The sequence below is a fragment of the Burkholderia stagnalis genome, from assembly GCF_902830275.1.
In the GTDB taxonomy this organism is placed as follows: domain Bacteria; phylum Pseudomonadota; class Gammaproteobacteria; order Burkholderiales; family Burkholderiaceae; genus Burkholderia; species Burkholderia stagnalis.
This window is the reverse complement of sequence record NZ_CADESW010000024.1, coordinates 93996-120213: the sequence shown is the minus strand read 5'-3', so window position 1 is coordinate 120213 and position 26218 is coordinate 93996. Positions and strand designations below refer to the sequence as shown.

Annotated in this window: 26 protein-coding genes and 1 pseudogene; 17 read left to right on the top strand and 10 right to left on the bottom strand. The window is 67.2% G+C overall.

Going from position 1 to position 26218, the window contains the following annotated elements; all coding sequences use genetic code 11:
* The 7 genes and pseudogenes from HWY45_RS30870 to HWY45_RS30840 form a co-directional block, all read left to right on the top strand.
* A partial coding sequence (locus HWY45_RS30870) for an RHS repeat-associated core domain-containing protein (RefSeq protein ID WP_176118419.1) occupies positions 1-1737 on the top strand: 1737 nt, incomplete at its 5' end.
* On the top strand, positions 1730-2143 hold the full coding sequence (locus tag HWY45_RS30865; protein WP_081068425.1) for a hypothetical protein: 414 nt from the start codon (positions 1730-1732) through the stop codon (positions 2141-2143). The genes HWY45_RS30870 and HWY45_RS30865, both read left to right, overlap by 8 nt.
* Before the next feature lie 267 nt (positions 2144-2410).
* Positions 2411-2563, top strand: a pseudogene (locus HWY45_RS30860) (RHS repeat-associated core domain-containing protein); the annotation flags it as partial.
* Between the two features lie 368 nt (positions 2564-2931).
* Positions 2932-3135, top strand: coding sequence for a hypothetical protein (locus HWY45_RS30855; protein ID WP_150998672.1), 204 nt, complete (start codon positions 2932-2934; stop codon positions 3133-3135).
* Between the two features lie 37 nt (positions 3136-3172).
* The gene (locus HWY45_RS30850) at positions 3173-3394 is read left to right on the top strand and encodes a hypothetical protein (protein ID WP_150998675.1); all 222 of its coding nucleotides are present in this window, start codon (positions 3173-3175) and stop codon (positions 3392-3394) included.
* Positions 3395-3561: 167 nt separating this feature from the next.
* Positions 3562-4125, top strand: coding sequence for a hypothetical protein (locus HWY45_RS30845; RefSeq protein ID WP_059881010.1), 564 nt, complete (start codon positions 3562-3564; stop codon positions 4123-4125).
* Between the two features lie 277 nt (positions 4126-4402).
* Entirely contained in the window at positions 4403-4666 is a 264-nt protein-coding gene (locus tag HWY45_RS30840) for a PAAR domain-containing protein (protein WP_059566676.1), read from the top strand.
* Between the two features lie 57 nt (positions 4667-4723).
* On the opposite strand, the gene HWY45_RS30835 is transcribed toward HWY45_RS30840, so the two are convergent.
* Together HWY45_RS30835 and HWY45_RS30830 are read right to left on the bottom strand one after the other, a co-directional pair.
* Positions 4724-5992 (bottom strand): multidrug effflux MFS transporter, encoded by a 1269-nt coding sequence (locus tag HWY45_RS30835; protein ID WP_059881008.1) that lies wholly within the window; start codon positions 5990-5992, stop codon positions 4724-4726.
* Positions 5993-6146: 154 nt separating this feature from the next.
* On the bottom strand, positions 6147-7106 hold the full coding sequence (locus HWY45_RS30830) for a LysR family transcriptional regulator (protein ID WP_059566678.1): 960 nt from the start codon (positions 7104-7106) through the stop codon (positions 6147-6149).
* 106 nt (positions 7107-7212) lie between these two features.
* Between HWY45_RS30830 and aptA the strand changes: the two genes are divergently transcribed.
* Both aptA and HWY45_RS30820 read left to right on the top strand, forming a co-directional pair.
* Positions 7213-8571 carry an omega-aminotransferase AptA gene (gene aptA / locus HWY45_RS30825; protein ID WP_059881006.1) on the top strand — a complete coding sequence of 453 codons (1359 nt, stop codon included), beginning with the start codon at positions 7213-7215 and terminating at the stop codon, positions 8569-8571.
* A gap of 54 nt (positions 8572-8625) precedes the next feature.
* Positions 8626-10143, top strand: coding sequence for a CoA-acylating methylmalonate-semialdehyde dehydrogenase (locus HWY45_RS30820; protein ID WP_059566680.1), 1518 nt, complete (start codon positions 8626-8628; stop codon positions 10141-10143).
* Positions 10144-10264: 121 nt separating this feature from the next.
* Here the strand turns inward: HWY45_RS30820 and HWY45_RS30815 are convergent, their stop codons facing one another.
* On the bottom strand, positions 10265-10639 hold the full coding sequence (locus HWY45_RS30815) for a COG4315 family predicted lipoprotein (protein WP_059566681.1): 375 nt from the start codon (positions 10637-10639) through the stop codon (positions 10265-10267).
* 317 nt (positions 10640-10956) lie between these two features.
* Between HWY45_RS30815 and HWY45_RS30810 the strand changes: the two genes are divergently transcribed.
* A complete protein-coding gene (locus HWY45_RS30810) occupies positions 10957-11370 on the top strand; it encodes a helix-turn-helix domain-containing protein (RefSeq protein WP_059881003.1) in 414 nt (137 codons plus the stop codon).
* A gap of 42 nt (positions 11371-11412) precedes the next feature.
* Complete coding sequence (locus HWY45_RS30805) at positions 11413-11772, top strand: DUF4180 domain-containing protein (protein ID WP_059881001.1); 360 nt, start codon at positions 11413-11415, stop codon at positions 11770-11772.
* A 33-nt stretch (positions 11773-11805) separates the two neighbouring features.
* Here HWY45_RS30805 and HWY45_RS30800 read toward each other — a convergent pair whose 3' ends face one another.
* The 3 genes from HWY45_RS30800 to HWY45_RS30790 all read right to left on the bottom strand — a co-directional run bounded on the left by HWY45_RS30800 (position 11806) and on the right by HWY45_RS30790 (position 14774).
* A complete protein-coding gene (locus tag HWY45_RS30800) occupies positions 11806-12738 on the bottom strand; it encodes a DMT family transporter (protein ID WP_059881000.1) in 933 nt (310 codons plus the stop codon).
* A 54-nt stretch (positions 12739-12792) separates the two neighbouring features.
* Positions 12793-13725 (bottom strand): AEC family transporter, encoded by a 933-nt coding sequence (locus HWY45_RS30795; RefSeq protein ID WP_059881030.1) that lies wholly within the window; start codon positions 13723-13725, stop codon positions 12793-12795.
* Between the two features lie 164 nt (positions 13726-13889).
* Positions 13890-14774 carry a LysR family transcriptional regulator gene (locus HWY45_RS30790; protein ID WP_059566762.1) on the bottom strand — a complete coding sequence of 295 codons (885 nt, stop codon included), beginning with the start codon at positions 14772-14774 and terminating at the stop codon, positions 13890-13892.
* Positions 14775-15036: 262 nt separating this feature from the next.
* Between HWY45_RS30790 and HWY45_RS30785 the strand changes: the two genes are divergently transcribed.
* The 3 genes from HWY45_RS30785 (at position 15037) to HWY45_RS30775 (ending at position 17396) form a co-directional block, all read left to right on the top strand.
* Positions 15037-15666 (top strand): DUF2239 family protein, encoded by a 630-nt coding sequence (locus HWY45_RS30785; protein ID WP_059880998.1) that lies wholly within the window; start codon positions 15037-15039, stop codon positions 15664-15666.
* A 4-nt stretch (positions 15667-15670) separates the two neighbouring features.
* On the top strand, positions 15671-17002 hold the full coding sequence (locus HWY45_RS30780; RefSeq protein ID WP_059880996.1) for a carotenoid oxygenase family protein: 1332 nt from the start codon (positions 15671-15673) through the stop codon (positions 17000-17002).
* A gap of 88 nt (positions 17003-17090) precedes the next feature.
* Positions 17091-17396, top strand: a complete 306-nt coding sequence (locus HWY45_RS30775; protein ID WP_059566763.1) for a hypothetical protein — start codon at positions 17091-17093, stop codon at positions 17394-17396.
* A gap of 19 nt (positions 17397-17415) precedes the next feature.
* Here HWY45_RS30775 and HWY45_RS30770 read toward each other — a convergent pair whose 3' ends face one another.
* Positions 17416-18360, bottom strand: a complete 945-nt coding sequence (locus HWY45_RS30770) for an AraC family transcriptional regulator (protein WP_059880994.1) — start codon at positions 18358-18360, stop codon at positions 17416-17418.
* A gap of 87 nt (positions 18361-18447) precedes the next feature.
* On the opposite strand from HWY45_RS30770, the gene HWY45_RS30765 reads away from it, so the two are divergent.
* Positions 18448-19902, top strand: a complete 1455-nt coding sequence (locus HWY45_RS30765) for a cytochrome P450 (RefSeq protein WP_059881028.1) — start codon at positions 18448-18450, stop codon at positions 19900-19902.
* Here HWY45_RS30765 and HWY45_RS30760 read toward each other — a convergent pair.
* The gene (locus tag HWY45_RS30760) at positions 19868-20668 is read right to left on the bottom strand and encodes a helix-turn-helix transcriptional regulator (protein WP_059880992.1); all 801 of its coding nucleotides are present in this window, start codon (positions 20666-20668) and stop codon (positions 19868-19870) included. The genes HWY45_RS30765 and HWY45_RS30760 overlap by 35 nt on opposite strands.
* A 124-nt stretch (positions 20669-20792) precedes the next feature.
* Here HWY45_RS30760 and HWY45_RS30755 point away from each other — a divergent pair, with 124 nt between their 5' ends.
* Positions 20793-22199 carry an APC family permease gene (locus tag HWY45_RS30755; RefSeq protein ID WP_059807759.1) on the top strand — a complete coding sequence of 469 codons (1407 nt, stop codon included), beginning with the start codon at positions 20793-20795 and terminating at the stop codon, positions 22197-22199.
* Positions 22200-22238: 39 nt separating this feature from the next.
* Positions 22239-23348 carry a P1 family peptidase gene (locus HWY45_RS30750; RefSeq protein WP_059566691.1) on the top strand — a complete coding sequence of 370 codons (1110 nt, stop codon included), beginning with the start codon at positions 22239-22241 and terminating at the stop codon, positions 23346-23348.
* A 139-nt stretch (positions 23349-23487) separates the two neighbouring features.
* On the opposite strand, the gene HWY45_RS30745 is transcribed toward HWY45_RS30750, so the two are convergent.
* Together HWY45_RS30745 and HWY45_RS30740 are read right to left on the bottom strand one after the other, a co-directional pair.
* Positions 23488-23700 (bottom strand): hypothetical protein, encoded by a 213-nt coding sequence (locus tag HWY45_RS30745; RefSeq protein WP_059880990.1) that lies wholly within the window; start codon positions 23698-23700, stop codon positions 23488-23490.
* A 130-nt stretch (positions 23701-23830) separates the two neighbouring features.
* Positions 23831-26014 carry an FUSC family protein gene (locus HWY45_RS30740; RefSeq protein WP_059880988.1) on the bottom strand — a complete coding sequence of 728 codons (2184 nt, stop codon included), beginning with the start codon at positions 26012-26014 and terminating at the stop codon, positions 23831-23833.
* Between the last annotated feature and the right edge of the window lie 204 nt (positions 26015-26218).

Below are 26218 nucleotides of genomic sequence, written 5' to 3'. Positions count from 1 at the left end.
ACGGACTGGCTCGCCGCGCGGCAGTACCGGTACGACGCGGCGGGACGCCTGACGCGCATCGAGGATCGTGCGCGCGGGGCAACCGATTACACGTACGACCCGGTGGGGCGGTTGCTGAAGGCGGTTACGCCCGATCTGAAGGAAGTCTTTGCGTTCGATCCGGCGGGCAATCCGGTCGATCCGGAGAAGATCACGCCGCGCCCGACCGAGGAAACGCTCGACGAGATGAGCCGGCGGCACCAGCGGATCATCGCGCAGGATCGGGCGTGGCAGGACGCGCACCCGGGCGAGCGGATGACGCCCGAGCAGATCGCGCGGCGCACGCGGATGGCGGACGAAGCGGGCCGGCTGAACGCGTGGGAGAAGGCGCTGCCGAAGTGCGTGGGCAATGTGCTGAAGGAGTTGAACCGCACGCGCTACGAGCACGATGCGCACGGCAACCTGATCCGCAAGACCGAGCCGGGCGGCGTGACGTGGCTGTACGCATACGATGTGGCGAACCGGCTCAAGCGTGCCGATCGCTACGCGAAACCGCCGGCGGCGAACGAGATCGACCGGATCGAGCGGACGCAGGACGGCACCACGTCCATCCCGGGTACGGTGCGGCCTGAATTGCGGGTGAGCTTCGCCTATGACGCGTTCGGGCGGCGCACGCTGAAGGAGGTCGGGCGGCCGGACGGCAGCATTGACCGGACGGTGTTCGCGTGGGACGGCGACGTGCTGTTGATGGAGGAGCGCTTCCACCTGCCGCCGCTTCAGCCGGGCGAACGCGAGCCGCTGGCCTACCGCCCGGTCCGGATCGTGCGCGAGGATCCGGACGATGAGGACGCGCTGCCGGTGGCGCAGCGCATGCATACGCTCAGCGAGCGGCATCAGTGGCAAGGGGCGTCGCTCTACCTGCATGAGCCCGGCACATTCGTGCCGCTGGCGCGGCTGGACGAGACGCTGGTGGAAGCGGCGTTCATCGCGACGGGGACGGATGGCCGGTTCGTACAGGTGCCGGCGAAGACGCGGCACGCGACGCTGTTTTACCAGAACGATCATCTGGGGACGCCGCAGGAACTGCTGGATGAGTCGGGGAAGGTGGTGTGGCTCGGGCGGTACAAGGCGTGGGGCGGGGAGAAAACCGTCTGGCAGGCGCAGCCGGAACGCCATGAAGCCGGGAATCCGATCCGGTTCCAGGGGCAGTACCATGATGACGAGACGGGGCTGCACTATAACCGGCACAGGTACTACGATCCGACGTCGGGGCGCTACGTCAGCAAAGACCCGATTGGGGTTGAAGGCGGACTAAATGTCTACCAGTACGCTGTAAGCCCGGTGCAGTGGATTGATCCTTTGGGACTGAGTGGCACACTTGCAGGCAGGCTCGCGGACAAGGCGCAAAGCTTGCCGGCGTCACAGCGGCCAAACACGGTCGCAGTGATTGTTTCCAAAGACGGGCGTATTGTAGTTGGGCGCAATCAAGGGGGCATCACTAACCCCGAGGTTCAGGGCGCGTTAAAGGATATTCCACCGAATGAATTTGATGCTCAATGCGCTGAAGTGAACGCAATATCCAGGGCTAGGAATAAAGGTATTAATTTAACCGGGGCAACGATCTCTGTTGCTAATGTTCGCGGGAGAAATAGTACAAGTGGAGTTCATGGGATAGACAAGGTCCCGTGTTCTGTGTGTAATCCTTTACTTAGAAAATTAGATATGAATCTAGTTCGACGGTGTGGTCATCATGAATAGGGATGAGCTTCTTGTAAAATTAGCCGGCTGCTCTTCAGAAGATAAGCAGCTTTACGCGTCTTCCTGTCTTCGGCGCTACTGTGAGTTAATGGGGATTTCGCATCCAGCCATAAGCGAACTATTGGATCATCTTGATTCGATAGCTTCCGGGAAAAGCTTGGCGGAATGGGACGCAAAAGGAGCATTGCTTGATCTAAATGGGAGGGGCGATCCAATTCCGGTGAGTCTCAGGTCTATGATGTCCGGCGATGATTTGAGCGAGTTTGAAAATTTGGTTGATAGTGTGGTGGAGGTTGGAATTGTCGATCTTTATGGGGCAAAGACGAACTTGCCATTGAAATTTTTAGATAAGGCAATGCTTGTGTTGGAGAGGAGAGGTTTGCCTCTACCGGAGTTGAACGGATAGTGATCTCTGCGTCAAGCAACGCGTGTTGGCAGGAGATACGCATCGTGAAATCGGGCAGTGTGCAATGCCGCTCGGCGGTCATCGTTGATACAGGTACGGTTCCGCGGCACGCCTGCTAGTGCGAAATGCCTAGGAATGTCGGAGTGCCTTGCTCCGCAAGGCCCGAGAGTACGTCGGTCGACAAGCCATACCGCTCCGACGCGGAGAGTGAACTGCGTCGGTGCGGGAGATTTTGGCGACCGTAAGGCCATGGGTAGCGGCAACTAGACGGGGCTGCATTACAACCGGTGTCGGTATTACGATCCCAGTTCGGGGCGATTCATATCGAAAGACCCGATCGGGTTGGCGGGAGGGTTGAACGCGTTCCAGTACGCGCCGAACCCGGTCGGGTGGATTGATCCGCTGGGCTTGGCTAAGACAACATGCGACTTATATGCATTTGGTAATGCCAGTGGTCCGCGCGAACCTAGAATCCAGGGCGTTAACACAAAACCGGGACAAAACGCAGACTTGATTGCCGACGCAGCTGGAATGGTGGGGCCGACTACTGAAGGAGGAGCGTCGACATTCGGTGATGTCAAGAAGGCACCTATCAGTGGCACCTATCACAAGCTTCCAGCTGGATCGGAACTCCCAGATGGGATAGAGGTTGTTGCGGATGGCAAGGATGTTGGCGGATCGCATGCCGCAACTCACCATACAGTTTGTCCGTCTAAGCGAATGTCGGGATAGACATTTGTCGAGAAATTCAAAAATCTTTCTTGAATTAAGGCTGGGAAAAAGTAGCTATGAAAGATAAAGAAAGTGGATCGTGGAAAGATCTTAAAGAGGCTTTTCAGAGATGCGTGAAATTGAGAGATGGGTTTGTAAAAAAGCCATCTGCTGTTGCCTTTGTTCAGGGAGCCTTTTTCGTGCCTGAGGAAAGGACTGTGGCCATCGATTTGGTGTCGAGCTATCCTGAGTCAGGGGGAGTCATTTTTTTAAGCAGCTGATCGCAATGTCAAGTTATGTAAATGGTTTCACGGAAGAGTGCAGAAATTTGATATTGGGCTGCCGCGCGATTGGGTGATGGAAAATATCGAGGCGGAAGTTGATGAGATGCTGGTTAATGGGGGTTATGAAGAATATTGCTGCTTGCTAGAGTTGTGTTGTGAGTTGGATCGAGGGTTGATGATTAAATTTGCGAAGCGTGCTCTGGATAGTTCCGACGAAGACATCAAGGATGCAGGTGCAGATTTCTTGTCCCGCTAATCTGACCGAGGTCGAGCAGTTCAGATGGGAAGCGATATCGCTTCAATGTGGCGGGGCAACTGTCGCGTATCAAGGATAACTGGTCAAGTTCTTCTTGGAATGGAGCATCTCCATCGGGGATTGATTATTTTATTTGTGGGGTTTTTATGAAAGTAAGAGTGGCTTCAATGATTGCTGGTCTGTCGGCGCTATTTGTATTCAATGTTGCGCAATCGGAAGAGCTGAGTTGGCTGGCAGACAAGACACTGTGCACTGCGAGCATGCCGGATAAATTCTATAAGCCCGATGGCAACGCGGATCTTTCGAAGTTGCAACAGCTTCGCAAGGTGGTCGGGGCCGGGCAGGCTATCGCAGACGGCGCAGAGGTGATATTCGGTGTGAAGCCGGGGGTGACGCTATGGGGCTTCTCGGTGGAGTCGGTCGTGTTGCTGAAAAACGCTTATCCCGCCGGATCCAGCTTGGCGATCGACGTCAAGGGAAATATTGAAGACGTCAAGGCAAAACTTGATCGGGCGCTGACGGGATACGAGCGTGCGGGGCCTTTCGTGAGTCGATTCAATGATGCGTCGCAAGGGGATTCGATTGCGTATGTGCGCTCGGTCAAGTACAACCCTGGCTATCTCGACCAAGGCTTGGACGAGAAAATTGGAACGTTTAGGGTATTCCTCAGCACGTCAAAAGGCAGTTCTGATTTTCGTACTTCCGTGTATTGTGCCGTAGAGCAGGAATGAGAGACTTTGAAGTGGCCTCGGGCGCATGCGTTGACAGGTCTCGCTCGAATACAGAGTGGGAATAGGTTGTACGCGGAGCTTTAAGCGCCGACGGAAGCGGGCTGAAAATTGATAAACCCTCGGTAAGAAAGCGCCGCTCTCGCAACAATGTGGATATTCCCATTGCTTTCGGACGTCGGCAAATTCGGTGCTCTGCAGCATCGAGATCAGCGCAACAGCCACTCGCTGAGACCTGAAATACGTGGCCTAAAAATGTGAATTTTCCCGGAGCAAACCCGTGACTTCAATTGCATGCATCGGCGACCCAACCACCCACGGCGGCTCCATCATCACGGGCTCCGACACGATGGACGTGATGGGGCGCAAAGCTGCCCGTCGCGGCGATCTGGTGTCGTGTCCGATCGAAGGGCACGGCGTGAACCCCATCATAGAAGGATCGGACATGATTCTCGACAATGGCGTTCCTGTCGCCCTGCACGGTCATCGGTGCGCGTGCGGCTGCCAGTTGATCGCATTCGGGGCCGACGCGACTATTGAATAAGCGCGCGCATTATCGCAGAGCGGGGCGCACATACGTCCCCAGTGCCGCCCATGCAACTCACGCTGCCTCACGGTTCCCACGCGCCGCTACACCACCCGCCTGCTCCTGCTGCGCAAGATGCCGCAGCAGCTTCGTCACCATCACGACCACCGTGACCGCAAGAATCACGAAGAACACCGCGAGCGGCGTCAGCACATGCACCGACACGAAGCCCGCGAGCCCCATCATCGCCGACGACACGAGCAGCAGCGCACAGCCGAGGATCGCGCTCGTCAGGCCCGCGATGTGCGGGAACAGCGAATTGCCCTTGGCCATCAGCGTCGGATACATCGCACCGGCGCAGAAGCCCATCACGAGCACCGGCGCGGCGAGCGTCCAGACCCGCAGGCCGACCGTCAGCGCGAGCACGAGCATCGCGATCGCCGCGGCCGCCATCACGCGCACGCCGATGTGCAGCCGACGCTCCGGGGACGGCAGGCGCGGGCCATGCACGCGGTTCGACAGGCCGCCGAGGAAATACATCATCCCGATGCCGAGCGCGAGATAGCCGAAATAGGTCGGCGGCTTGTGCAGCGTGTTCTGCACCATGAACGGCCCGACGATGTTGAACACGAGCAGGATGCTGTAGCACAGCCCCTGCGCGAGGAAGCAACTCTGGAACACGGGGCTCGACAGCACCTTGCCCGTGTTCGCGATCAGCGTGCGCGGTTCGAGCCGCACCGGCCGTGGCAAGGTCTCGCGATAGCGCCACAGCACTGCCCACATCAGCAGCGAATAGACGAGCAGGAACACGAGGCACGCCTGCCAGCCGAACCACGTCTGCAGATGGGCGCCGATCACGGGCGCGACGATCGGCGCGAGCCCCCATGCGATCGACATGTAGGTGAACGCATGCAACAGCGCCTGGCCGGTGAACGAATCGGTGATGATGGCCTTCGCCATCAGGTTGGTGGTCGCGATGCCGAAGCCCTGCAGGCAGCGGGCCAGCAGAAACGTTTCCAGGTTCTGCGCGCCGAGCGACAGCAGGCAGCCGATCGTATAGACCACCAGCCCGAAAGCCAGCACGCGTTTGCGGCCATAGGCGTCGGCGATCGGCCCGAACACGAGCTGGCCGAATGCGTAGGCGGCCATGTAGCCGGATACGCTCGACTGGATCGCCTGCGGCGACGTGGCAAAGTAGCGCGCCATCGCGGGCAGCGCGGGCACGTAGATGTCGATCGCGAGCTGCCCGGCGGACGCGAACAGGCAGATCAGGAACAGCAGGAAGCGGGGGGCGTTCGGGCTGCGCGCGGGCGCGGCGGCAGGGTCGGGAATCGTGTGGCTCATGACGGCATCGGAAGAACGGACGCCGGCGGCACGAAGCGATCATGTTCGAGTATCGAACGCGTGTGCGGCCGGCGTCATCGGCGGAACGTATTGTGCCTGCTGTCGCGACAATTGACGCGATAACCTTTGCATGCGCAAGGATTGACCGCCGCCGTCACGCGCCCGCGCCATTCTGCCGCCCGGCAGCATGCGCGGCTTCCAGGCACGACTGGAACAACAACGCCGCCCTTGAAGGCCGCGGCGAGCGCCGCAACAAGCTCACGAACCGGCACCGGTAGTTGAACCGGTGCGGCGCAACCGCCTGCATCAGTCCCTTGTTCTCGAAGCTCTCCGCGTAATGATCCGGCAAAAAGCCGAGATACCGCCCGGACAGGATCAGCGTCGCGATCGACTCCTGGTCGGACGCGGTCGCGCTGCGCGTGAGCTTCGCGCGATGGCTCAGCTCCATGTTCGGCGAATGAAAGCCGAGCCCCGCGAACGCGTGGTGGCGGATCGTCGTCCACGTGAGCTTGCCGTGCGGCGCATCGAACAGCGGGTGCTGGCGGCCGCAGTACAGCAGCATCCGCTCGTCGAACAGCTCGGCATACACGAGGCTGCCGGAGCTGCGGTGCGCCGGGATGATCCCGACCTGGTAGCTGCCGTCGATGATCCCGCGCTCGACCTCGTTGATCGACGCGACGTGCAGGTTCAGCGCGACATCCGGCGCTTCGTCGGCGAACTGGCGGATCGCGTCGCCGAGGCGTGCGTTCGGGTTGGTCGCGGTCTTGTCGAACACCGCGACGTGCAGCTCGCCGCCCATCCGGTCGTGGATGCCATCCACCCGGCTGCGGAACGCCTCCATCGACGCGAGCAGGCGCAGCGTCTCCTCGTAGACCGTCTGGCCCTCGGGCGTCAGCGTGAAGCCCGCGCGGCCGCGCCGGCACAGCACGAGGCCGAGGCGTGTCTCGAGATCCTTCACATGCCGGCTGATGGTCGAGATGCCGATGTTCAGCTCCAGCTCGGCCGCCGCCATCCCGCCGCACTGCACGACGCCCTTGAAGACCCGCAAGAGGCGCAGGTCCATGTCGCTGAGCTGGCCGAGCAGCGCGCGGCTCTTCGGTTTCTTTGCTTGCATAGTTGCGCAAGTGAACATTGATATTGCGATATTCAAAAGACTAATTGGCGTGCCGACAATGCGCAACATCTACCCAGGAGGAGAGGCGCGCCGCGCCGACCGACATATGACCGACACCCTCACCGCTGCACAACAGGACAACACGACCCTGCGCACCGATGCCGCGTGGCTCGACGCGCACTGGATGCCGTTTACCGCCAACCGCCAGTTCAAGGCCGATCCGCGCATGATCGTGTCGGCCAAGGGCGCGTATTACACGGATGCCGAAGGCCGCAAGATCTACGACGGCCTGTCGGGCCTCTGGTGCACGGGCCTCGGCCACGGCCGCACCGAGATCACCGAAGCGGTGAGCCGCCAGGTCGCGCAGCTCGACTACGCGCCGGCGTTCCAGTACGGCCACCCGAAGTCGTTCGAGCTCGCGAACAGGATCAAGGACCTGACGCCGGCCGGCCTCGACTACGTGTTCTTCACGAGTTCGGGCTCGGAGGCGACCGACACGTCGCTGAAGCTGGCGCGCGCGTACTGGCGCGCGAAGGGCAAGGGCACCAAGACGCGCCTGATCGGCCGCGAGAAGGGCTACCACGGCGTGAATTTCGGCGGCATCTCGGTGGGCGGCATCGGGCCGAACCGCAAGCTGTTCGGCCAGGGCATCGACGCCGATTTCCTGCCGCATACGCAGCTCGCGCAGAACGCGTTCTCGCGCGGCATGCCGGAACACGGCGCCGAGCTGGCCGACCGCCTGCTCGACCTGATCGCGCTGCACGACGCGTCGAACATCGCGGCGGTGATCGTCGAGCCGTTCGCGGGCTCGGCGGGCGTCATCGTGCCGCCGAAAGGCTATCTGCAGCGCCTGCGCGAGATCTGCACCGCACACGACATCCTGCTGATCTTCGACGAGGTCATCACGGGCTTCGGCCGCGCCGGCGCGCTGACGGGCGCGGAAGCGTTCGGCGTGACGCCGGACATCCTGAACATCGCGAAGCAGGTGACCAACGGCGCGCAGCCGCTCGGCGCCGTGGTCGCGAAGAAGGACATCTACGACACGTTCATGGCCGCCGGCGGCCCCGAGTACATGCTCGAGTTCCCGCACGGCTACACGTACTCGGCGCACCCGGTCGCGTGCGCGGCCGGCGTCGCGGCGCTCGACCTGCTCGTGAAGGAGGACGCGATCGGCCGCGTGCGCGAACTCGCGCCGCATTTCGAGGCGGCCGTGCACGGGCTGAAGGGCCAGCGCCATATCGCGGACATCCGCAACTGCGGGCTCGCCGCCGGCCTGACGATCGCGGCGCTGCCCGGCGAGCCGGCGCGCCGCCCCTACGAGATCGCGATGCGCTGCTGGGCGAAAGGCTTCTACGTGCGCTACGGCGGCGACACGATCCAGCTCGCGCCGCCGTTCATCTCCGAGAAGCGCGAGATCGACAACCTCGTGAACGCGCTGTCCGACGCGCTGAACGAAGTGGACTGAGCCGCGCCGCCGGCCTGCCGAACGACTGACCGAATTCACGAACGAGCCTCGACGATGAAACACGATAGCAACGTCACTTCCACCCTCGGCCACCTGATCGACGGCAAGCGCGTCGATGGCGGCAGCCGCGTGCAGCCGGTGTTCGATCCGGCGACCGGCGCATCGGACAAGAGCGTCGCGCTCGCCGACAAGCCGACCGTCGAGGCCGCGATCGCGTCCGCGCAGGCCGCGTTCCCGGCGTGGCGCAACACGCCGCCGCTGAAGCGTGCGCGCGTGATGAGCCGCTTCAAGACGCTGCTCGAGGAACACGCGGACGAGCTGTGCGCGCTGATCACGGCCGAGCACGGCAAGGTGCTCGCCGATGCGATGGGCGAGCTGCAGCGCGGCATCGAGAACGTCGAGTACGCGACCTACGTGCCCGAGCTGCTGAAGGGCGAGCACAGCAAGAACGTGGGTCCGGCGATCGACTCGTGGAGCGAGTTCCAGTCGCTCGGCGTCGTCGCGGGCATCACGCCGTTCAACTTCCCGGTGATGGTGCCGCTGTGGATGTGGCCGATGGCCGTCGCGTGCGGCAACACGTTCGTGCTGAAGCCGTCGGAGCGCACGCCGTCGTCGACGCTGCGGATGGCCGAGCTGGCGCTCGAGGCGGGCCTGCCGCCGGGCGTGCTGAACGTCGTGAACGGCGACAAGGAAGCGGTCGACACGATCCTGACCGACCCGCGCGTGAAGGCGGTGAGCTTCGTCGGCTCGACGCCGATCGCCGAATACATCTACTCGACCGGCTGTGCGCACGGCAAGCGCGTGCAGGCGCTCGGCGGCGCGAAGAATTTCGCGGTCGTGATGCCGGACGCCGACATCGACAACGCGGTGAACGCGCTGATGGGCGCTGCGTACGGTTCGTGCGGCGAGCGCTGCATGGCGATTCCGCTCGTCGTCGCGATCGGCGACGAGACGGGCGACCAGGTCGTCGCGGGCCTGAAGGCCGAGATCGCGAAGATGAAGGTCGGGCCGGGCAGCGGCGCGGGCGTCGACATGGGCCCGCTCGTCACGCAGCAGCATTTCGACAAGGTGACGGGTTTCGTCGAGGCCGGCGTCGCGGCCGGCGCGAAGCTGGTGGTGGACGGCCGCGGCGTGAAGGTGGATGGGCACGACGGCGGCTACTACCTCGGCCCGTGCCTGTTCGACGACGTGAAGCCCGGCATGCCGATCTACCAGCACGAGATCTTCGGGCCGGTGCTGGGCGTGATCCGCGTGAAGTCGCTCGACGAAGCGATGGCGCTGATCGACGCGCACGAATACGGCAACGGCACGTGCCTCTTCACGCGCGACGGCGAGGCGGCACGCTACTTCAGCGACAACATCCAGATCGGCATGGTCGGCATCAACGTGCCGCTGCCGGTGCCGGTCGCGTATCACTCGTTCGGCGGCTGGAAGCGCTCGCTGTTCGGCGACCTGCACGCGTACGGCCCCGACGCGGTGCGGTTCTACACGAAGCGCAAGACGATCACGCAGCGCTGGCCGTCGGCCGGCGTGCGCGAGGGGACGGTGTTCAGCTTCCCGTCGAGCCGCTGACGCGGCGCGGGAGCGTGCGCGCCGCCTGCCCGGGCGGCGCGTGACGCGAACGATCGATGAAAGCCTGGCCGGCGCGATCCGGCCAGGCTTTTTTTGCGTCGGGGCTGCCGGGGGCTGGCGCTTACGGCGCCACCACGTGCCACATGTCCTTGAAGTTGTCGCCGTTGCGGTCGCCCTGTTTCATGTCCTTCGAGAAGAAATACAGCGGCCGGCCCTTGTACGCCCATTGCTGCGTGCCGTCGTCGCGCTTGACGATCGTGTACGGGCCGGCCGGCACGTCGTTCGCGCTGGCTTTGTACGGCGGCCAGAAGCTTTCGCACTGGCCCGTGCACGCGCTGGTGCCGGCGTTGGGCTTGTCCTTGTCGAACGCGTAGACGGTCATCCCGTTCGCGGCGACCAGCGCGCCGTTTTCGACCTTGGTGATGGCGTTCTGGGCAAGGGCCGACGCACAAGCGACGGCGAGCAGGGCGGAACTGGCGAGACGCACGGTTTTCATGGTTGCCTCCTTGTTCTTCAGCGGTTTCGCGGGTGGCGATCGCGACGGGCGGGATCGCGTTCCGCACATGCCGTGATGCGGCGGCGCGCGGCCGGCCGCGCGAGCGACGGTGGAGCGGGCCGCTCGCCACGGGCGTGCTGCCTTCACGATAGGCGGTTTTTGGCGGGAGCGTGAATGTGCGCGCCGGTGCGCCCGGGCCGCTTCGCAGCGGCGCGGGTTCGGTCGAATCAGCCGACTCATGGTGAAGATATTCCTTATTGCTCCTTGAATGAATTATGATGCGGAGTAATAGGGAACAAATCTGAGGGCCAATCGGCGTGCTGGACGATTTCCATACGGTCGACGAAGCGGCGCGAATCCTGCGCGTTCACCCGAAAACCATTCTTCGCTTCATCCGCGACGGCAAGCTGAACGCGAGCCGCGTCGGCAAGGCCTACCGCATCCGGCGCGCCGATCTCGCGGCCCTCGCCGGCGAGGCGCCCGAACCGGCGCCCGTGCGCGTCACCACCGCCGTCGACGTGCCCGATGCCGGCCCCGCGCTTCATCAATACGTGGCGCGCAGCCTGCAGGCCGTGCTGAACAGCCGCACGCAGCGCGATAGCGCCGTGCATCTCGAAGCGATCCTCGATCCCGAGCTGGGGCGGATCAAGATCGTCATCATTGCGTCGCTTGGCGACACCGCCGCGCTGCTTCAAACACTCGATACCCTGCTGCAATCGTTTCGCGGCTGAGCGTGCCGCGCACTTTCGTCAACACAACCCGGAGAAACGAAGATGTCTGCTGACGTGCTGACCCTCGGCGAGCGCCGCGTGCTCGTCTGCCCGCGCCACGCGATCGCGCTGGCGAGCGAAGCGGATGCGGTCACGCTGATCGGCGACGCGTGGAGCCACGAGGCAAGCTGGGTCGCCGCGCCCGTCGAGGCCGTGCATCCCGACTTCTTCCGGCTCGAAACCCGCGTGCTGGGCGGCATCGTGCAGAAGTTCGCGAACTACGGGATCGGGCTGGCGATCGTCGGCGACATCGACGGCTGGCTTGCGCGCAGCCAGGCGTTGCGCGCGTTCGTCCACGAGAGCCGGCGCGGCGGCACGGTGCGGTTCGTCGCGAATCTCGACGCGCTGGCCGCCGGCGCGTGACGTGCGAACGGTGGGGCGAACCGCGGCCGCGCGTCAGCGGCCGACGCGATTCGTCAGCATCACGCCGGCAATCACGAGCACGCCGCCGGCCACCATCGACGGCATCAGCGTTTCGCCGAGCAGGCAGATCGACAGCAGCACGCCGAACACCGGCACCAGGTTCGTGAACACCGCGGTGCGGGCCGGCCCCAGTTCGCGGATGCCCTGCGAATACCAGACGAATGCGACCACCGTGCCGATCGCGCCGAGGTAGGCCATCGCGGCGGCCGCCTGCCAGGTCGGGTGAAAGCCCGTGCTCGCGTGCGTGTCGAACAGGCTCGCCACGCACAGCAGCGCCAGCCCCCACAGCGCCGCGCACGTGGTCGACGCGAGCGGCGAAAGCCCTTCGAGCGCATAGCGGCCGATCACCGTGTACGCGGCCCAGCTGGCGACCGCGCACAGCATCGCGCGCTCGCCGTCGCCGAAGGTGCTGCGCAGGTCGGTGAGGGCCGCGAGCAACTCGCCGCGGCTGATCACGACCAGCGCGCCGAACAGCGCCAGCGCGATGCCTGCCCAGCGGGCGGGCGACAGCCGCTCGCGGAACACGATCGCCAGCAGCAGCGCGGTCGCCACCGGATTCAGCGCGACGAACAGCGCGGTGCGCCCCGCCGGCATGCGCGCGAGCGCCGCGAAGAAGCTGATGTTGTAGAGAAAGATGCCGGTCGCGCCGAGCGCGAAGGTGGCCAGCAACTGCCGGCGGTTCAACCTCGGCAGGCCGCCTTCGAGTTTCCAGGTCAGGCCCGCCAGCAGCAAGGCGGCAATCGCGAAACGTCCGGTCGCGGCGCTCGTCGCGGGCAGCGAACCGGCGAGCACGCGGCCCGCGATGAAGGTGCCGCCCCAGAACAGGGCGACCAGCGTGAGCTTGACGTAGAGCGCGGTGTACGACGGCGCTTTGGCCGTGGCGGCCGGGATGGCGGGAGCATTCATGGATTCGGCAACGGGGTGAGGCGGGAAGGCGGGTCGGGGAAGGTCCGGGCAACATCAACGGAACGTCGGCGCCGCGACGAGCATCGTCATCACGATCGGCATCGCGATCGTCGCGAACAGCGTCTGGAACGCGGTGATGCCGGCCATCAGCGCCGCATCGCCGCCGAGCTGGCGCGCCATGAGGTATGACGCCGACGAGGTGGGCAGCGCCTGGAACAGCAGCGCGACCGTCAGCGCGGCGTCGCTCAGGCCGAACGCGCGTGCCGCGACGATCGTAAGCAGCGGCATCGCGAGGAACTTGAACGCCGACGCGATGCACACCGGCTGCATCCACGCGCGCGCGGCGTCGAATTTCAGCGCGGCGCCGACGCACAGCAGCCCGAGCGGCATCGATGCGGCGCCGAGCGCGCGCACGGCCGGTTCGACGGCAGCCGGGAACGTCACGCCGCCGGCCTGCATCGCAATGCCGAGCGCGCACGCGACCACCAGCGGATTCGACACGATCTGGCGCATGAGCGCGGCGGCGCCCAGCCGCGTCGCGCCGTAGCGGGCGAATACCAGCACGCACATCAGGTTGACGGTCGGCACGATCGCGGCCACGCACACGGCCGACAGCGCGATGCCGCCGGCGCCGAACAGGCCGGCCGCGAGCGACGTGCCGACATAGTTGTTGAAGCGCACCGCGCCCTGGAACACCGACGTGAAGCCGGCGCCGTCCACGCGCACGAACGGGCGCGCCAGCACCAGCACCGCGGCGGCGGCGACGGTGGCGCCCACCAGCGTGCCCGCGAGCGGCAGCACGGCCAGCGATTGCAGCCGGGCGCCCGCGAGCCCGTGCGCGAACAGCGCGGGCAGCAGCACGTAATAGCAAAGCCGTTCGGCCTGCGGCCAGAACGCGTCGGCGACGAAGCCCGAGCGCCTGAGCCCGTGGCCGAGCGCGACCAGCAGCGCGACCGGCGCCAGCGCGAGCAGGATGGCCGGGATCATCGCCGTGCGCGCGGGCCGGCCGCGCGGGAAAGCGACGCGGCCCGGCGGCAGGGCCATAGGGAAAAGAGACGGGTGAGCGGCATGACGGCGAGCGATCGAACGAGTGACGACGCCGCCAAGTTAACACGCCATGTCAACAGGAATAATTGTTAATTATCGTACGTTCAATGAGAAATTCTCATCGATGACGCGATCACTTCCGTGGCGAGCGCGCGCGCGAAACGCTCGGCCGGGCGCGACTGGTGTTCGAGCAGCACGACGGCGCGGCCCATCTGCGGCTCGCCGAACGGCAAGCGGGCCACTGGCGGCAGGCGGGCGAGCGTCGAATCGGACAGCGCGACGATCGCCGCGCCGAGGCCGCGCGCGACCATGCGGACGATCGTCTCCGTGCTGTCCAGCACCATCTCCTCGCGCACCCGCACGCCGAGGCGCCGCAGCTCGGCGGCAATCATCCGGCCGGCCCACGCCTGCGCGTCGAAGCGGATGAACGGCAGTTCCGCCAGCAGCGTGCCGGCATCGCGTTCCGCGTACTGCGGCGGCGCGAGCAGCCAGAAGCGATCCTCGTAGAGCGTGGTCCAGGTCAGTTCGGCCGGATGCGGCTTCACGGGCCGGGTCGTGATCGCGGCGTCGAGCTCGCCGGCCGCGACGCGCTGCGCGAGCTCCGCCGACATCCCCGCGCAAACGTGCACGCGCAACGACGGATGCGCATCGCGCAACGCGAGCAGCGCGTCGGGCAGCGGGCCGGCGAGCGCGGTCTGGATCGCGCCGATTCGCAAGCGGCCGACCAGCTTCTTTTCGTCGCTGAGCGCATCGGGAATCCGGTCGACCATCGCGAGCACCTGCTCGGCCTGCGCGAGCAGGATGCGGCCTGCTTCGGTCAGCGCGGGCTGCCGGCGCGACCGGTCGAACAGTTGCACGCTGAATTCGCTTTCGAGCGTCTTGACCTGCAGGCTCACCGCCGACTGCGTGAGCCCGATGGCTTCACCGGCCCGGGCGAAGGTGCCGTAGCGGGCGATGGCGACCAGCGTTCTGAATGCGCGTAAGGACATGGGCAAGCGGGCATGGCAGCCGGATGGATCGATCGCGGCGCGTGCGCGCCGCATCGATGATCAAGGGGGATCGGGCTGCGCTCGATCCGCCCGCGAGGCCTGCGCCCGTGGCGGCACGGCGCGCAAGCCTGTCGGTTCGGGCCACATCATGCCTGCGCGGCAGGGATCGGGCAATTCGATTTATACCCGGATAATATTGACGCGCCATTTACACCCGGGTATAAATGCGGTCATCGCATTCTTCACTGATGGAGAGACCCGCATGATTTCCAGTTCCTACACGGCGTTCGAAGGCCACCGGCGGCTGGCCACCGGGCCGCTGTCGACGGTGGCGCTCGCGCTCCGGCGCGCGCTCGACGCCAACGCCGCCGGCGCGGTGCTGATCTTCGACGACAGCACCGGGCGCTCGATCGACATCGACACCCGCGGCTCGGACGCCGACATCCTGGCCCGCTTCGCGCCGCCCGCCGAATCCGCGCCCGAGCAGGCGGACGACGACGCGCGCGCCGACGAGCCGCGCGGCCGCGGGCGTCCGAAGCTCGGCGTGGTGTCGCGCGAGGTCACGCTGCTGCCGCGCCACTGGGAATGGCTCGGCGCGCAGCCGGGCGGCGCGTCCGTCGCGCTGCGCAAGCTCGTCGACGAAGTGCGGCGCGCGCGTGCGACCGAAGACCAGCGCCGCGCGGCGCGGGATCGCGCGTATCACTTCATGTCGGCGATCGGGGGCAATCTGCCCGGTTTCGAGGAAGCCGTGCGCGCGCTGTATGCGGGCGACCGGTCGCGCATGGGCGAGCTGATCGCGACGTGGCCCGGCGACGTTCGCGACCATGCGCTCGCACTCGCGCTCGGCGAGATTCCGCCGATGCCGGCGGCCGAATCGTCCTCCGGAGCCTGACGGCATGACGACGTTCGACCTGAACAGCGGCGCGATCGCGCCGGTCGCGGACGAGGCCGATCTCGTCGACCTGCGCGTCACCGGAAGCCTGCCGCGCGAGCTGAACGGCATGCTGCTGCGCAACGGCCCCAATCCGTTGCGCGGCCGCTTTGCCGGCAACGACGTGCTGTCGTGGTGGCCCGAAGACGCGATGCTGCACGCGCTGTCGTTCGAGGACGGCCGCGTGACGGGCTACCGGAACCGCTGGGCGCGCACGCGGCGCTGGGCGGACGTATATGCGCCGGCGCGCGCGGCATCGCTGCCCGACACCAATCCAAACGTGAACGTGCTGCTGCACGCGGGGGAGGTGCTGGCGCTGGCCGAAGGCGGCGCGCCGCTCGCGATCGTCGGCGCGCTCGACGGGTTCGATCGTCCACGTCGGCACGCGGGGCTCGGCGGCGGCATGACCGCGCATCCGAAGGTCGATCCGCGCACCGGCGAACTGATGCTGTTTTGTGCGGATTGGCAGGCGCCATGGCTGCGTTACGGCGTGCTCGACGCACAGGGCGTGCAGACCGTCGACGTCGAGCTCGACCTGCCGGCGCCGTCGATGATGCACGACATGGCGATCACCGCGACCCGCAGCCTCCTGTTCGACCTCAACGTCGGATACGACTTCTCGATGCTCGCCGACGGCTATCGGATGCCGCTGCGCTGGCACGACGATCGTCGCGCGCGGATCGGGGTGCTGCCGCGCCACGGCGGCGCGCCGCGCTGGTTCGACATCGCGCCGTGCTTCATCCAGCACGTGGCGAACGCCTACGACTGCGACGACGGCGCCATCGTGCTGGACGTGGTCCGCTACCCGTGGTTCCTGCGGCCGGGCGAGCGGCGCGGGACGTTCGACGACAACCCGCTGGCGGTGCTGTGGCGTTACGTGATCGATCCCGCCGACGGGACGGTCGAGGAAGCGCCGCTCGGCGATGCGGGCGTCGAACTGCCGCGGATCAACGACGCATGGACGGGGCGCGCATACCGGTATTGCTATGCGGTGGAACAGCCGTCGAATGCCGAGATGCGCGGCGTGGTTCGTTACGATCTGCGGCAAGGAACGATCGCGCGCTACGCAGTGCCGGCAGGCGACCAGAACAGCGAGCCCGTGTTCGTCGCGCGCGCCGGCGCGGCCGGGGAGGATGACGGCTGGGTGCTGACCTGGGTGTATCGGCACGCGACCGACACCAGCGATCTCGTCGTGCTCGACGCACGCTGCATCGAGCGCGGGCCGGTGGCGACGGTGCACCTGCCGAGGCGCGTGCCGGCGGGATTCCATGGCGCGTGGGTGCCGAAGGTGCGTTGAGCGGGCCGGGTTCCGCCGCACTGGCGCGGCAGGGCGCAGCACCTATCCTTGAAGGGCCCATGCGGGGCGCAGCCCAAGGAGGATGACCATGCGCATGCTTCTCAACATACGAATCCCACACGAGCCGTTCAACACGCTGGTGCGCGACGGCACCGTCGGCGACGTGGTCGCGCGAATACTCGACGAGATCAAGCCGGAGGCCGTGTATTTCACCGAGCAGAACGGCGCGCGCGGCGCGGTCGTGATCGTCGACCTGAACGACCCGTCGCGGATCCCGGCGCTCGCGGAGCCGTGGTTCCTGATGTTCAACGCCGACTGCGAGTTTCGTGTGGCGATGCTGCCGGACGATCTCCGCAAAGCCGGGCTCGCGCAACTCGGCGAGAAATGGAAGTAGCGGGGCGCTCGCCGATCCTTCACACCCACAGCCGGTAAAGCCAGAACGATTCATCGTCGGCGAAGCGTTGCGCGAATTCGGTCGGCGCGAAGCCGGTGATGCGCTTGGCCACGCGGCTCAGGTGCGCCTGGTCGGCGAACCCTTCGTCGTGCGCGAGGCCGGCCCAGTCGAACGGCATGCCGGTTTCGTAGCGCTCGCGCGCGGCGAAGAACAGGCTTTCGGCGCGCACGAGCGCCTGCCAGTCGCGCAACGACCGGCCGCTCCATGACTTGATGCGGCGCTCGACCTGGCGCGGGCTGTGCGTGCGCCCCCATTCGCGCGCCTGCCATGCGAGGCGGCCGACCCAGTGGCGGCCGGCGTCGCGCAGCGACGCGAGGGCCGAGCCGTCGCCTTGACGCTGAAGCGCGCGCCAGCGCGGCGCGAGATGATGCGCGAGCGCGTCCCGCACGGCCGTATCGTCGTCGGCGTCGGACAACGCATCCAGCAGCGGGCGCCATGCGTCGCCGAGCAGCGCGTGCGCATCGACGAAGCGGTCGTGGATCGCGGCGAGATCGACGCCGAACAACGCGCGCGCCGCGTCGGCGGTGAAGCAGGCCATGCCGCCGCTTCCCGTCGTCGGCGCCCAGCTCGTGAGCGGGGCGGACTGGCTGCCCGACAGCATGACCGGCGCGTCGAACGGCTGCCAGCGCGGGCCGTGCGCGGTTCGCTCCACGAGCCCCGTATCGAGGTTTCGATACCAGGACAGCGACACGAGCGGCGTGGCCGGGCAATGCGTCAGGCGCTGCGCGTCGTTCAGCGTGAAGCCGCGCGTATCGCGGCAGACGCTCGCGACGAGCGCACCTTGCAGCGCGGGCGGCGCGGGATACAGCCGCGCGTGAGGGGGCTGCCCGCGATGCGTCGCGCGCGGTGCGCGCGCCAGCGGGTCGGGACACGTCGGCAACGTCGTGAGCGAAGCGGAGGACATGACGGCGGAGTATAGGTGCGGGCCCATTGGCTGTCGATGTCGTTTGCGTTCAAGACGCGTGCCCCGGGCGTGCGGACAATGCGCCGCATGAACACGCGATCCTCCTCTCAATGTCCATTCCATGCGGGGGCGCCGATGCCCGCGCCCGCGCTTCACCCGCCCGGCGTGTGGCCGCCGGGGCCGCGCGCCGGCCTGACGGGTTGGGGTTTGCTGCGCGCCATGTCGCGCGACCTGCTCGGCGCGCTCGGCGGCTGGCAACAGGCGTTCGGCGACGTCGTGCATCTGCGCATGTGGCCCGAGCATGCGGTGGCGGTCACCGATCCGCAGCTCGTTCGCGAACTGCTCGTGACGCATCACGATGCGGTGGCCCGCTGGGAGCGCGGCATCCGCGTGTTCTCGCAGGTCCACGGGCACAGCGTGCTGATCGCCGAGGGCGACGCGTGGCGCGGCAAGCGGCATGCGCTGCAACCGGGTTTCATGCCGAAGCCGGTGCAGTCGTTCGCGCCGACGATCGCGTCGACGGCCGGCCATGCGCTCGCGCAGTGGCCCGCGCACGATCCGCACTGGCCGATCGAAAGCGCGCTGACGTCGCTCGCGATGGACGTGATCGTGCGCACGATGTTCTCCGACGTGATCGGCGACGATGCGCGCGCGGCCGAGCAGGCCGTGCGCACGGTGAGCGCGGCGGCCAACGCGGCGTTCTACCAGCCGGCGATCGCGCCGGACTGGATGCCGTGGAAGCGGGCCAAGGCGCGGGCGCAGGCGGTGCTGAACGCGCTGATCGACCGGCAACTGCGCGCGCGCCTCGACAAGCCGGACAGCGCCTGGCCGGACGACCTGCTGTCCCGCCTGTTGCGGCTGCACCGGGACGACGCGCGCACCTGGCCGCTGCAGGCGGTGCACGACGAATGCATGACGGCGTTCCTGGCCGGGCACGAGACGACCGCGGCGACGCTCACGTGGTGGACGTGGTGCATGGCGTCGAATCCGGCGGCGCAGGACGCCGCGCGCGACGAGGTGGCGCGGGTGCTGGGCGGCCGCGCGCCGACGACGCAGACGCGGCCCGCGCTGCGCTACCTGACGCAGACGCTCGAGGAGACGATGCGCCTGTATCCGGCCGCGCCGATCCTGATCAGCCGGCGCGCGTCGCGGCCGATTGCGCTGGGCGGGTGGCAATTGCCGGCCCGCACGCTGTTCATGCTGCCGATCCAGCTGATGCATCGCGACGCGCGGTGGTTTCCGCAGCCGCACGCATTCCGGCCGGAGCGTTTCGCCGACGGTGCGCCGGCGGTGCCGCGCGGCGCCTACATGCCGTTCGGCACGGGGCCGCGCGTGTGTCTCGGGCAGCATCTGGCGATGACCGAGATGACCGTCATTGCGGCGATGGTGTTGCAGCGCTTCGTGCTGTCGGCGCCGGCGGGCATGGCCGCGCCGAAGCCGGTGTTGAACGTTACGCTGCGGCCCGATCGGGCGTTGCATCTCGGGATTGCGGCGGCCGCCGGCCTGATCACGGCGTCTCGTCGCGCCCCAGCGCCTGGATGAACCGCGAAAACAATTCCGGCTGCGACGAAATCCCGAGCTTCGTATACAGATGCCGCCGGTGCACCTTCACGGTTTCCGGCGAAATCGCCAGCTTGTCGGCGATCGCCTTCGACGAATTGCCGCGCAGCACCATCCGCGCGATCGACATCTCGCGATCGGTCAGCAGATCCGCGCCGAACCGCGCGAGCGCCTGCTCGACGCGCGCGCCGAGATCGCTGTCGGGCGCCGCGCGCGCGGCGTCGCCTGCCAGCCGCCAATGCTGGCGCACCGTCGCCAGTACCCACGGCAGCGCGGCCGTCAGCTTGCCGAGCGGCTCGACGTCGAAGCGTGCCGCGGCCCCGAGCGACAGCGACAGCAGCAGGCCCTGCTGCGGCCGCAACAGGATCTGGATCTCGTCCTCGCCCACCGCATCGCGGAAATAGCTCTGGAAATACTCGCTCTGCCGGAACAGGTCCGGCGCGACTTCCTCGAGCCGGTAACAGCCGTCCGCGAGCCCGTCGTGCGCGGCCTGCAGAAACGGGTCGAGCAGATAGAGCCCGTTCAGGTACAGCGGCACCGGCGACGGCGCATCCGTGCCGCCGGTGTCGTACTCGTCGAGCACGACCGGCACGCCGTCGCGGCCGATCGCGGTCGCGAGCGCGTTGTCGAACGGCACCATCTCGTTGAGCAGCAGCACCAGGAAGCGCCAGAACCGCGGCTGGCCGAGATGGTCGATCGCGCGGCCGAGCGCCTGGTGCATCGCGATTTCCGAAAACAGTCGATCCATACCACCACCGGAAGGGCGTAACACGAAGGGGGAATAGCGGCGCCGAAATTGGCTTCCTAGACTGCCACGCAATCAGGTGGCCCCGAGTATGGGCGTTCAAAAAAACGCAGCATAGGAGAGCAAGATGGCGATGATGTCGGAATCGACGGGCGCGATGCAAGCGGCGCCTGCAGCAGAGGAGGCGCCGCACGCGCTCGCGCAGACGCTCGGCGTGCGCGACGTGGTGATGATCACCGTGTCGGGCGTGACGCCCGCGAGCTCGATCTTCGTGATCGCGCCGTTCGCGATCCAGCAGGCGGGCAGCGGCGCGGTGCTGTCGTTTCTGCTCGGCGGCGTGCTCGCGTTCGCGTTCGCGCTCTGCTATGCGGAGCTCAGCGCCGCGCACCGCAGCGCGGGCGGCGAGTACGTGATGGCCAAGCGCGTGTTCGGCACGCTGCCCGGCTACCTGACCTTCATCGCGGTGCTGTCCGTCAGCGTGTTCATTCCGGCGGTGCTCGCGAGCGGCGCCGCGCCGTACCTGAACAACGCGCTCGGCACGCACTTCGGCAACCAGCCGGTCGCGCTGACGATCGTGCTGCTCAGCTACGTGCTCGGCATGCTCAACATCAAGACCAACGCGTGGATCACGGGCGCGTTCCTGGTCGTCGAGATCGGCGTGCTGATGCTGATCGCGGGGCTCGGCTTCGGCGCGCCGCATCGCGGCGCCGACGCGCTGCTTCATCCGGTCGTCGCGAGCGGCGGCGTGTTGATACCGGCCGCGGCCGCCGCGATCGTGCCGGCGATCGGCACCGCGATCTTCTGCTACAACGGCTTCGGCTCCGCGGTGTTCCTCGCGGAAGACCTGCGCGGCGGCAACCGCAACGTCGCGAAGACGGTCATCTATTCGCTGCTGGTGATCCTCGTCGTCGAGCTCGTGCCGCTCACCGCGATCGTGCTCGGCGCGCCGTCGCTGACCGAGCTGACGAAGAGCGCCGATCCGATCGGCTACGTGGTCGGTGCGCTCAGCAATCCGGCCGTGTCGCGCGTGGTGAGCGGCGGGATCTTCCTGTCGGTGTTCAACGCGATCATCGCGATCGTGATCACGATGGGGCGCCTGCTGTACAGCAGCGGCCGCCATGCGTTGTGGCCGCGCGCGTGCAATCGCGCGTTCTCGTCGATCCACCCGCGCCTGCAGTCGCCGTGGCTCGCGACGCTCGCGCTCGCGGTGCCGTCCGCCGGGCTCGTGTTCGTGTCGAGCCTCGACGAGCTGACCGCGTTCACGGTCGACCTGCTGCTGCTCGTCTATCTCGTCGTCGGCCTCGCCGCGCTCGCGAGCCGCTTCGTGCGCCGCGACGTGGCGCATCATTACCGGATGCCGCTGTGGCCCGTGACGCCGCTCGTCGCGGTGGCCGGCGCCGCGTATACGCTCTATACGACGTTGTCGTCGTCGGCCAGGCCGACCGACCTGATCATCATCGCGGGGCTGTTCGTCGCCGCGCTCGCGATGTACGTGAAGTGGGCGCGTCACAGCGACGCGTTCCGCGCACTCTGACCGACCATCGAACGAACTACTTACTGGAGGATTTGCATCATGCGCACGAGGGATCTCGGCATCCGCATCGGGCTCGGCACGCCGGGCCGCTTCAACGCGATCACCGACGTCGTGGGCGTGCGGGTCGGGCACTGCACGCTGAACGTCGACGCCGGCGACGCGTCGATCCGCACCGGCGTGACGGTGATCGAGCCGCGCGCGGGCATCGCGCACGACGATCCGTGCTTCGCCGGCGTGCACGTGCTGAACGGCAACGGCGACGCGACGGGCCTCGAATGGATTCGCGAAGCCGGCCTGCTGACCACGCCGATCGCGACCACCAACACGCACAGCGTCGGCGTCGTGCGCGACGCGCTGGTCGCGGCCGAACGCGATGCCGCGCGCGATCGCGTGTACTGGTGCATGCCGGTCGTGATGGAAACCTTCGACGGCCTGCTGAACGACATCTGGGGGCAGCACGTGACGGCGTCGCATGTGCAGCAGGCGCAGGCCGCCGCGCGCTCGGGGCCGGTCGCCGAAGGCGGCGTCGGCGGCGGCACGGGGATGATCTGCCACGAGTTCAAGGGCGGCATCGGCACCGCGTCGCGCGTGCTGGGCGCGGACGCGGGCGGCTGGACGGTCGGCGCGCTCGTGCAGGCGAACCACGGCGTGCGCGACATGCTGCGCGTGGCCGGCTATCCGGTCGGCGAGGTGCTCGGGCACGCGCATTCGCCGTTCCGTGCGCCGGCCGCGCGGGGCGAGCCGGGCATGGGCTCGATCGTCGTCACGCTCGCGACCGACGCGCCGCTGCTGCCGCATCAGTGCACGCGCCTCGCGCAGCGTGCGAGCGTCGGGCTCGCGCGCGTCGGCGGCGGCACCGAGGATTCGAGCGGCGACATCTTCCTGGCGTTCGCGACCGGCAATCACGGGCTGCCGGCGGCGGACTACGGACGCAAGGGCGCACCGACGACGAGCGTGAAGATGGTCAACAACGATCATCTTTCCGCGCTGTTCGTCGCGGCGGCGGAAGCGGTGGAGGAAGCGATCGTGAATGCGCTCGTCGCGGGCGGCGACGTCGAATCGCGCGGCGTGCGGGTGGAAGGGCTGGGCGGGGCGCGCTTGCTGGATGCGTTGCGCGAGGTCGGCTGGCGGCCGGGGCGGGGGACGTAAACGCCGTGCGCGCCGGTTCAGGCGAAGCGGCGCGAGCGAAGGGAGCGAAGGTGATGCTCGGGTGAGCGGGCGCCCCGGCGCGCGCCCGCGCACCCGATGCGGGCACTGCGGGCAAGGCCGTCGCGACGCGGCGTCATGCTCAGCTGCCGAAGTAGACGTTGCAGAAGCTGACCGGGCCGACGCAGGCGTTCGGGTCGTCCTTCTTCGATTGCGCGTGGTCGACGCGGCCGGCGGCCTGCACGGCTTCGGCGCGGTTCGCCTGTTGCGGCGCCTGCTCGGCCGGCGCCGGCTGCGCGTGCGCGACAGCGGCGGTGAGCGACAGGGCAACGAGGGCGAGGTGCAGCGGCTTCATTTCGGTTTCTCCTGGGTGAGGGCCAGTCTCGCTGGCAGTGACCCAACTATAGGCTCGCACTGCCTGGAGATTAATCACCGTGCCGGGAGAGCTTATTTGCATTCCGAACAAGGATGCCGCGCTCGCGCGTTCAACGGCGATGCCGGTTGAACGGCGCATCCTTGTCGAGCAGCGCGCTGCGCACGAAGTGCAGGCAGCCGACGATGCGCTGCATGCGGCGGCGCTCTTCCGGCACCGCATGCCATGCGATCAGCACATGCTGCGCGGTGCGGATCGCGAGGTTCACGGATTTCAGCGTGCGCACGTGATGGGCGGGCGTCGGGTCGTCGAAGAAGCGCGGCAGCGTGTCGAGCACGGGCTCGATCGACGCGGTCCAGCGCAGCGCCTGCGGCGGCTTCGATGCGGCGAACGCGCGCACCTCGTCGCGCAGGTCGATCACCGCGTGGCCGACCTCGAGCGTCGCGAGCATCCAGCGCAGCGCGTCGCGATGCTGGCGCGTGCGCCTGACCAGCAGCGTGCGCAGCTGCGCCATCAGGTCGTGCGTGCTCGACTGGAAGCGCTGCGCGAGCCCGTCGGGCGCGCCTTCGCACGCGAGCGTCACCTGGCGGCGCAGGTCGTGCGCGATGCGTCCGGTCAGCCAGGGCATGTGGGTTGGAAACACCACCGCGAACACGAGGGCACACGCGAGCATCGCGACGACGACCGCGAAGCCGTTGTTGATCAGCACCTCGGGCGTATACGCGATCACGTTGTCGGGGCCCGCGAGCAGGCAGAAGAACACCGCGAAGCCGATCCCGTAGCCGGACATGCCCGGCCGCATCGCGAGGAACGCGCCGAAGCCGAGCACCGGCGCGAGCACCGCGCACAGCAGCGGGAATCCGTCGATGTTCGGATACACGTAGCACAGGAACAGATAGCCGACGAGCGTCGCGAACCCCGCGCCGACGGCCATCTGCGCGACGAATTTCGGCGCGCGCGGCGACGTCGAGCTGAGCGCGCACGCAATCGCGGCGCCGATCACGGCGAGCGCGCCGCTCGGCCATTCCGACGCGATCCAGAAGCAGCTCGTCGCGCCCACCGCGACCACGGTGCGCAGGAACGTGAAGCCGACGAAGAAGCCGTTGGTCTTCACCGCGTAGTGCGTGACGGAACGCTCGAACGCATGGTCGTCCTCGTCGAGCGACGCGTAGGTATCCGCATAGCCGATGAACTCGCCCGCGAAGCGATACATCAGCTCGATCGCGGTGTCGTAGTCGAGCAGGCCGCCGGCCGCATGGTCCTCGAGGTCGCGGCGCGACGCCCGCGCGGCTTTCGGCAGCGCCGAATGGAAGCGGCGCAGGTCCAGTAGCGCGCCGGTCGCGCGCGCGGGCCCGCGGCGCAGTTCGTCGCGCAGCGCGACGAGCCGTTGCGCGAGCGCGTCGACGTGCGGCGCGAGCGCCGCGAGCACGGCGTCCGCTTGGCCCGCCCGCAGGCGCTTGACGAGCTGGTGCAGCGCATGCAGCCGCGTGCACGCGTTCATGAATTCGCTGTTCAGCCGCGCGAGGCGCCGGCTGCGGGCGCGGATGTGCGGATCCTCGAACGATGCGAACGCGCGGTTCGCCTCGAAGCCGACGATCTCGTCGACGAAATCGGCGAACTGGCGTTCGAACGCGCCGCGCTCGACGTCGCCGCCCAGCGCGCCGGCCGCGAACGCGGCGAACTTCGCGTGGCGCGCGCTCAACGATCGCATCAGCGCCTTCGCGGAGCTGAGCGGCAGCACCAGCGCGCTGACGACGCCGGAGCACACGATGCCGAGCGCGACCTCGGCGGCGCGCGTCAGCGCGGACTGGAACAGCGTCTGCGGAGTCATCACCGCGGGCAGCCCGATCAGCGCGGCCGTGTAGCCGGCCAGCACGAAGCCGTACCAGCGGAAGTGGCGGTTGCGCACCGCGAGCGCGATGCAGCCGCCCACCCACAGCGTGATGCCGGCCATGTAGAGCTCGGGCTGCTGCGCGAACAGGCCGCCGAGCGCCAGCGCGGCGACGAGGCCGGCCGCCGTGCCGAGCACCCGGTAGAAGCTTTTGGCGAACACCATCCCGGACAGCGGCTGCATCAGCACGAACACCGTCGTCATCGCGGTGCGCGGCTGCGACATCTCGAGCCGCATCGCGATGCCCATCGCGAGCAGCGCCGCGAACACGGTTTTCGCGAGGTGCAGCCAGATCAGCCCGTCGCTCGCGGCCCAGTCGCGCGCCGTCTTGCCGAGCGGATCGAGCCGTCGTCCCCATCGCTGGATACCGACGGAAGGGGGCTCGATCGCAGGTTGTGGCTTCATGGCAAGAGAGGGCGCGGCCCGCGCCAGGCGGGACGCCCGGGCCTGGCCGAACGCGCCCGTTCGACTGGTGAGGCGCCGATTGTAGGAGCGCGGCGCGCGCACATTAACGCAGCTCCGGGGAAACGATAGTTGCAGGCGGCGTAACAATGCATCGCATTCCGTGGAGGAAAATAGCGCTCCTACACAGGGGCTTCACGGGTTCAC

Coding starts and splice junctions, on each gene's coding strand:
- HWY45_RS30865 (WP_081068425.1), top strand. CDS start 1,730: ATGAATAGGGATGAGCTTCTTGTAAAATTAGCCGGCTGCTCTTCAGAA.
- HWY45_RS30855 (WP_150998672.1), top strand. CDS start 2,932: ATGAAAGATAAAGAAAGTGGATCGTGGAAAGATCTTAAAGAGGCTTTT.
- HWY45_RS30845 (WP_059881010.1), top strand. CDS start 3,562: ATGATTGCTGGTCTGTCGGCGCTATTTGTATTCAATGTTGCGCAATCG.
- HWY45_RS30835 (WP_059881008.1), bottom strand. CDS start 5,992: ATGAGCCACACGATTCCCGACCCTGCCGCCGCGCCCGCGCGCAGCCCG.
- HWY45_RS30830 (WP_059566678.1), bottom strand. CDS start 7,106: ATGCAAGCAAAGAAACCGAAGAGCCGCGCGCTGCTCGGCCAGCTCAGC.
- aptA (WP_059881006.1), top strand. CDS start 7,213: ATGACCGACACCCTCACCGCTGCACAACAGGACAACACGACCCTGCGC.
- HWY45_RS30820 (WP_059566680.1), top strand. CDS start 8,626: ATGAAACACGATAGCAACGTCACTTCCACCCTCGGCCACCTGATCGAC.
- HWY45_RS30815 (WP_059566681.1), bottom strand. CDS start 10,639: ATGAAAACCGTGCGTCTCGCCAGTTCCGCCCTGCTCGCCGTCGCTTGT.
- HWY45_RS30805 (WP_059881001.1), top strand. CDS start 11,413: ATGTCTGCTGACGTGCTGACCCTCGGCGAGCGCCGCGTGCTCGTCTGC.
- HWY45_RS30800 (WP_059881000.1), bottom strand. CDS start 12,738: ATGAATGCTCCCGCCATCCCGGCCGCCACGGCCAAAGCGCCGTCGTAC.
- HWY45_RS30795 (WP_059881030.1), bottom strand. CDS start 13,725: ATGATCCCGGCCATCCTGCTCGCGCTGGCGCCGGTCGCGCTGCTGGTC.
- HWY45_RS30790 (WP_059566762.1), bottom strand. CDS start 14,774: ATGTCCTTACGCGCATTCAGAACGCTGGTCGCCATCGCCCGCTACGGC.
- HWY45_RS30785 (WP_059880998.1), top strand. CDS start 15,037: ATGATTTCCAGTTCCTACACGGCGTTCGAAGGCCACCGGCGGCTGGCC.
- HWY45_RS30780 (WP_059880996.1), top strand. CDS start 15,671: ATGACGACGTTCGACCTGAACAGCGGCGCGATCGCGCCGGTCGCGGAC.
- HWY45_RS30775 (WP_059566763.1), top strand. CDS start 17,091: ATGCGCATGCTTCTCAACATACGAATCCCACACGAGCCGTTCAACACG.
- HWY45_RS30770 (WP_059880994.1), bottom strand. CDS start 18,360: ATGTCCTCCGCTTCGCTCACGACGTTGCCGACGTGTCCCGACCCGCTG.
- HWY45_RS30765 (WP_059881028.1), top strand. CDS start 18,448: ATGAACACGCGATCCTCCTCTCAATGTCCATTCCATGCGGGGGCGCCG.
- HWY45_RS30760 (WP_059880992.1), bottom strand. CDS start 20,668: ATGGATCGACTGTTTTCGGAAATCGCGATGCACCAGGCGCTCGGCCGC.
- HWY45_RS30755 (WP_059807759.1), top strand. CDS start 20,793: ATGGCGATGATGTCGGAATCGACGGGCGCGATGCAAGCGGCGCCTGCA.
- HWY45_RS30750 (WP_059566691.1), top strand. CDS start 22,239: ATGCGCACGAGGGATCTCGGCATCCGCATCGGGCTCGGCACGCCGGGC.
- HWY45_RS30745 (WP_059880990.1), bottom strand. CDS start 23,700: ATGAAGCCGCTGCACCTCGCCCTCGTTGCCCTGTCGCTCACCGCCGCT.
- HWY45_RS30740 (WP_059880988.1), bottom strand. CDS start 26,014: ATGAAGCCACAACCTGCGATCGAGCCCCCTTCCGTCGGTATCCAGCGA.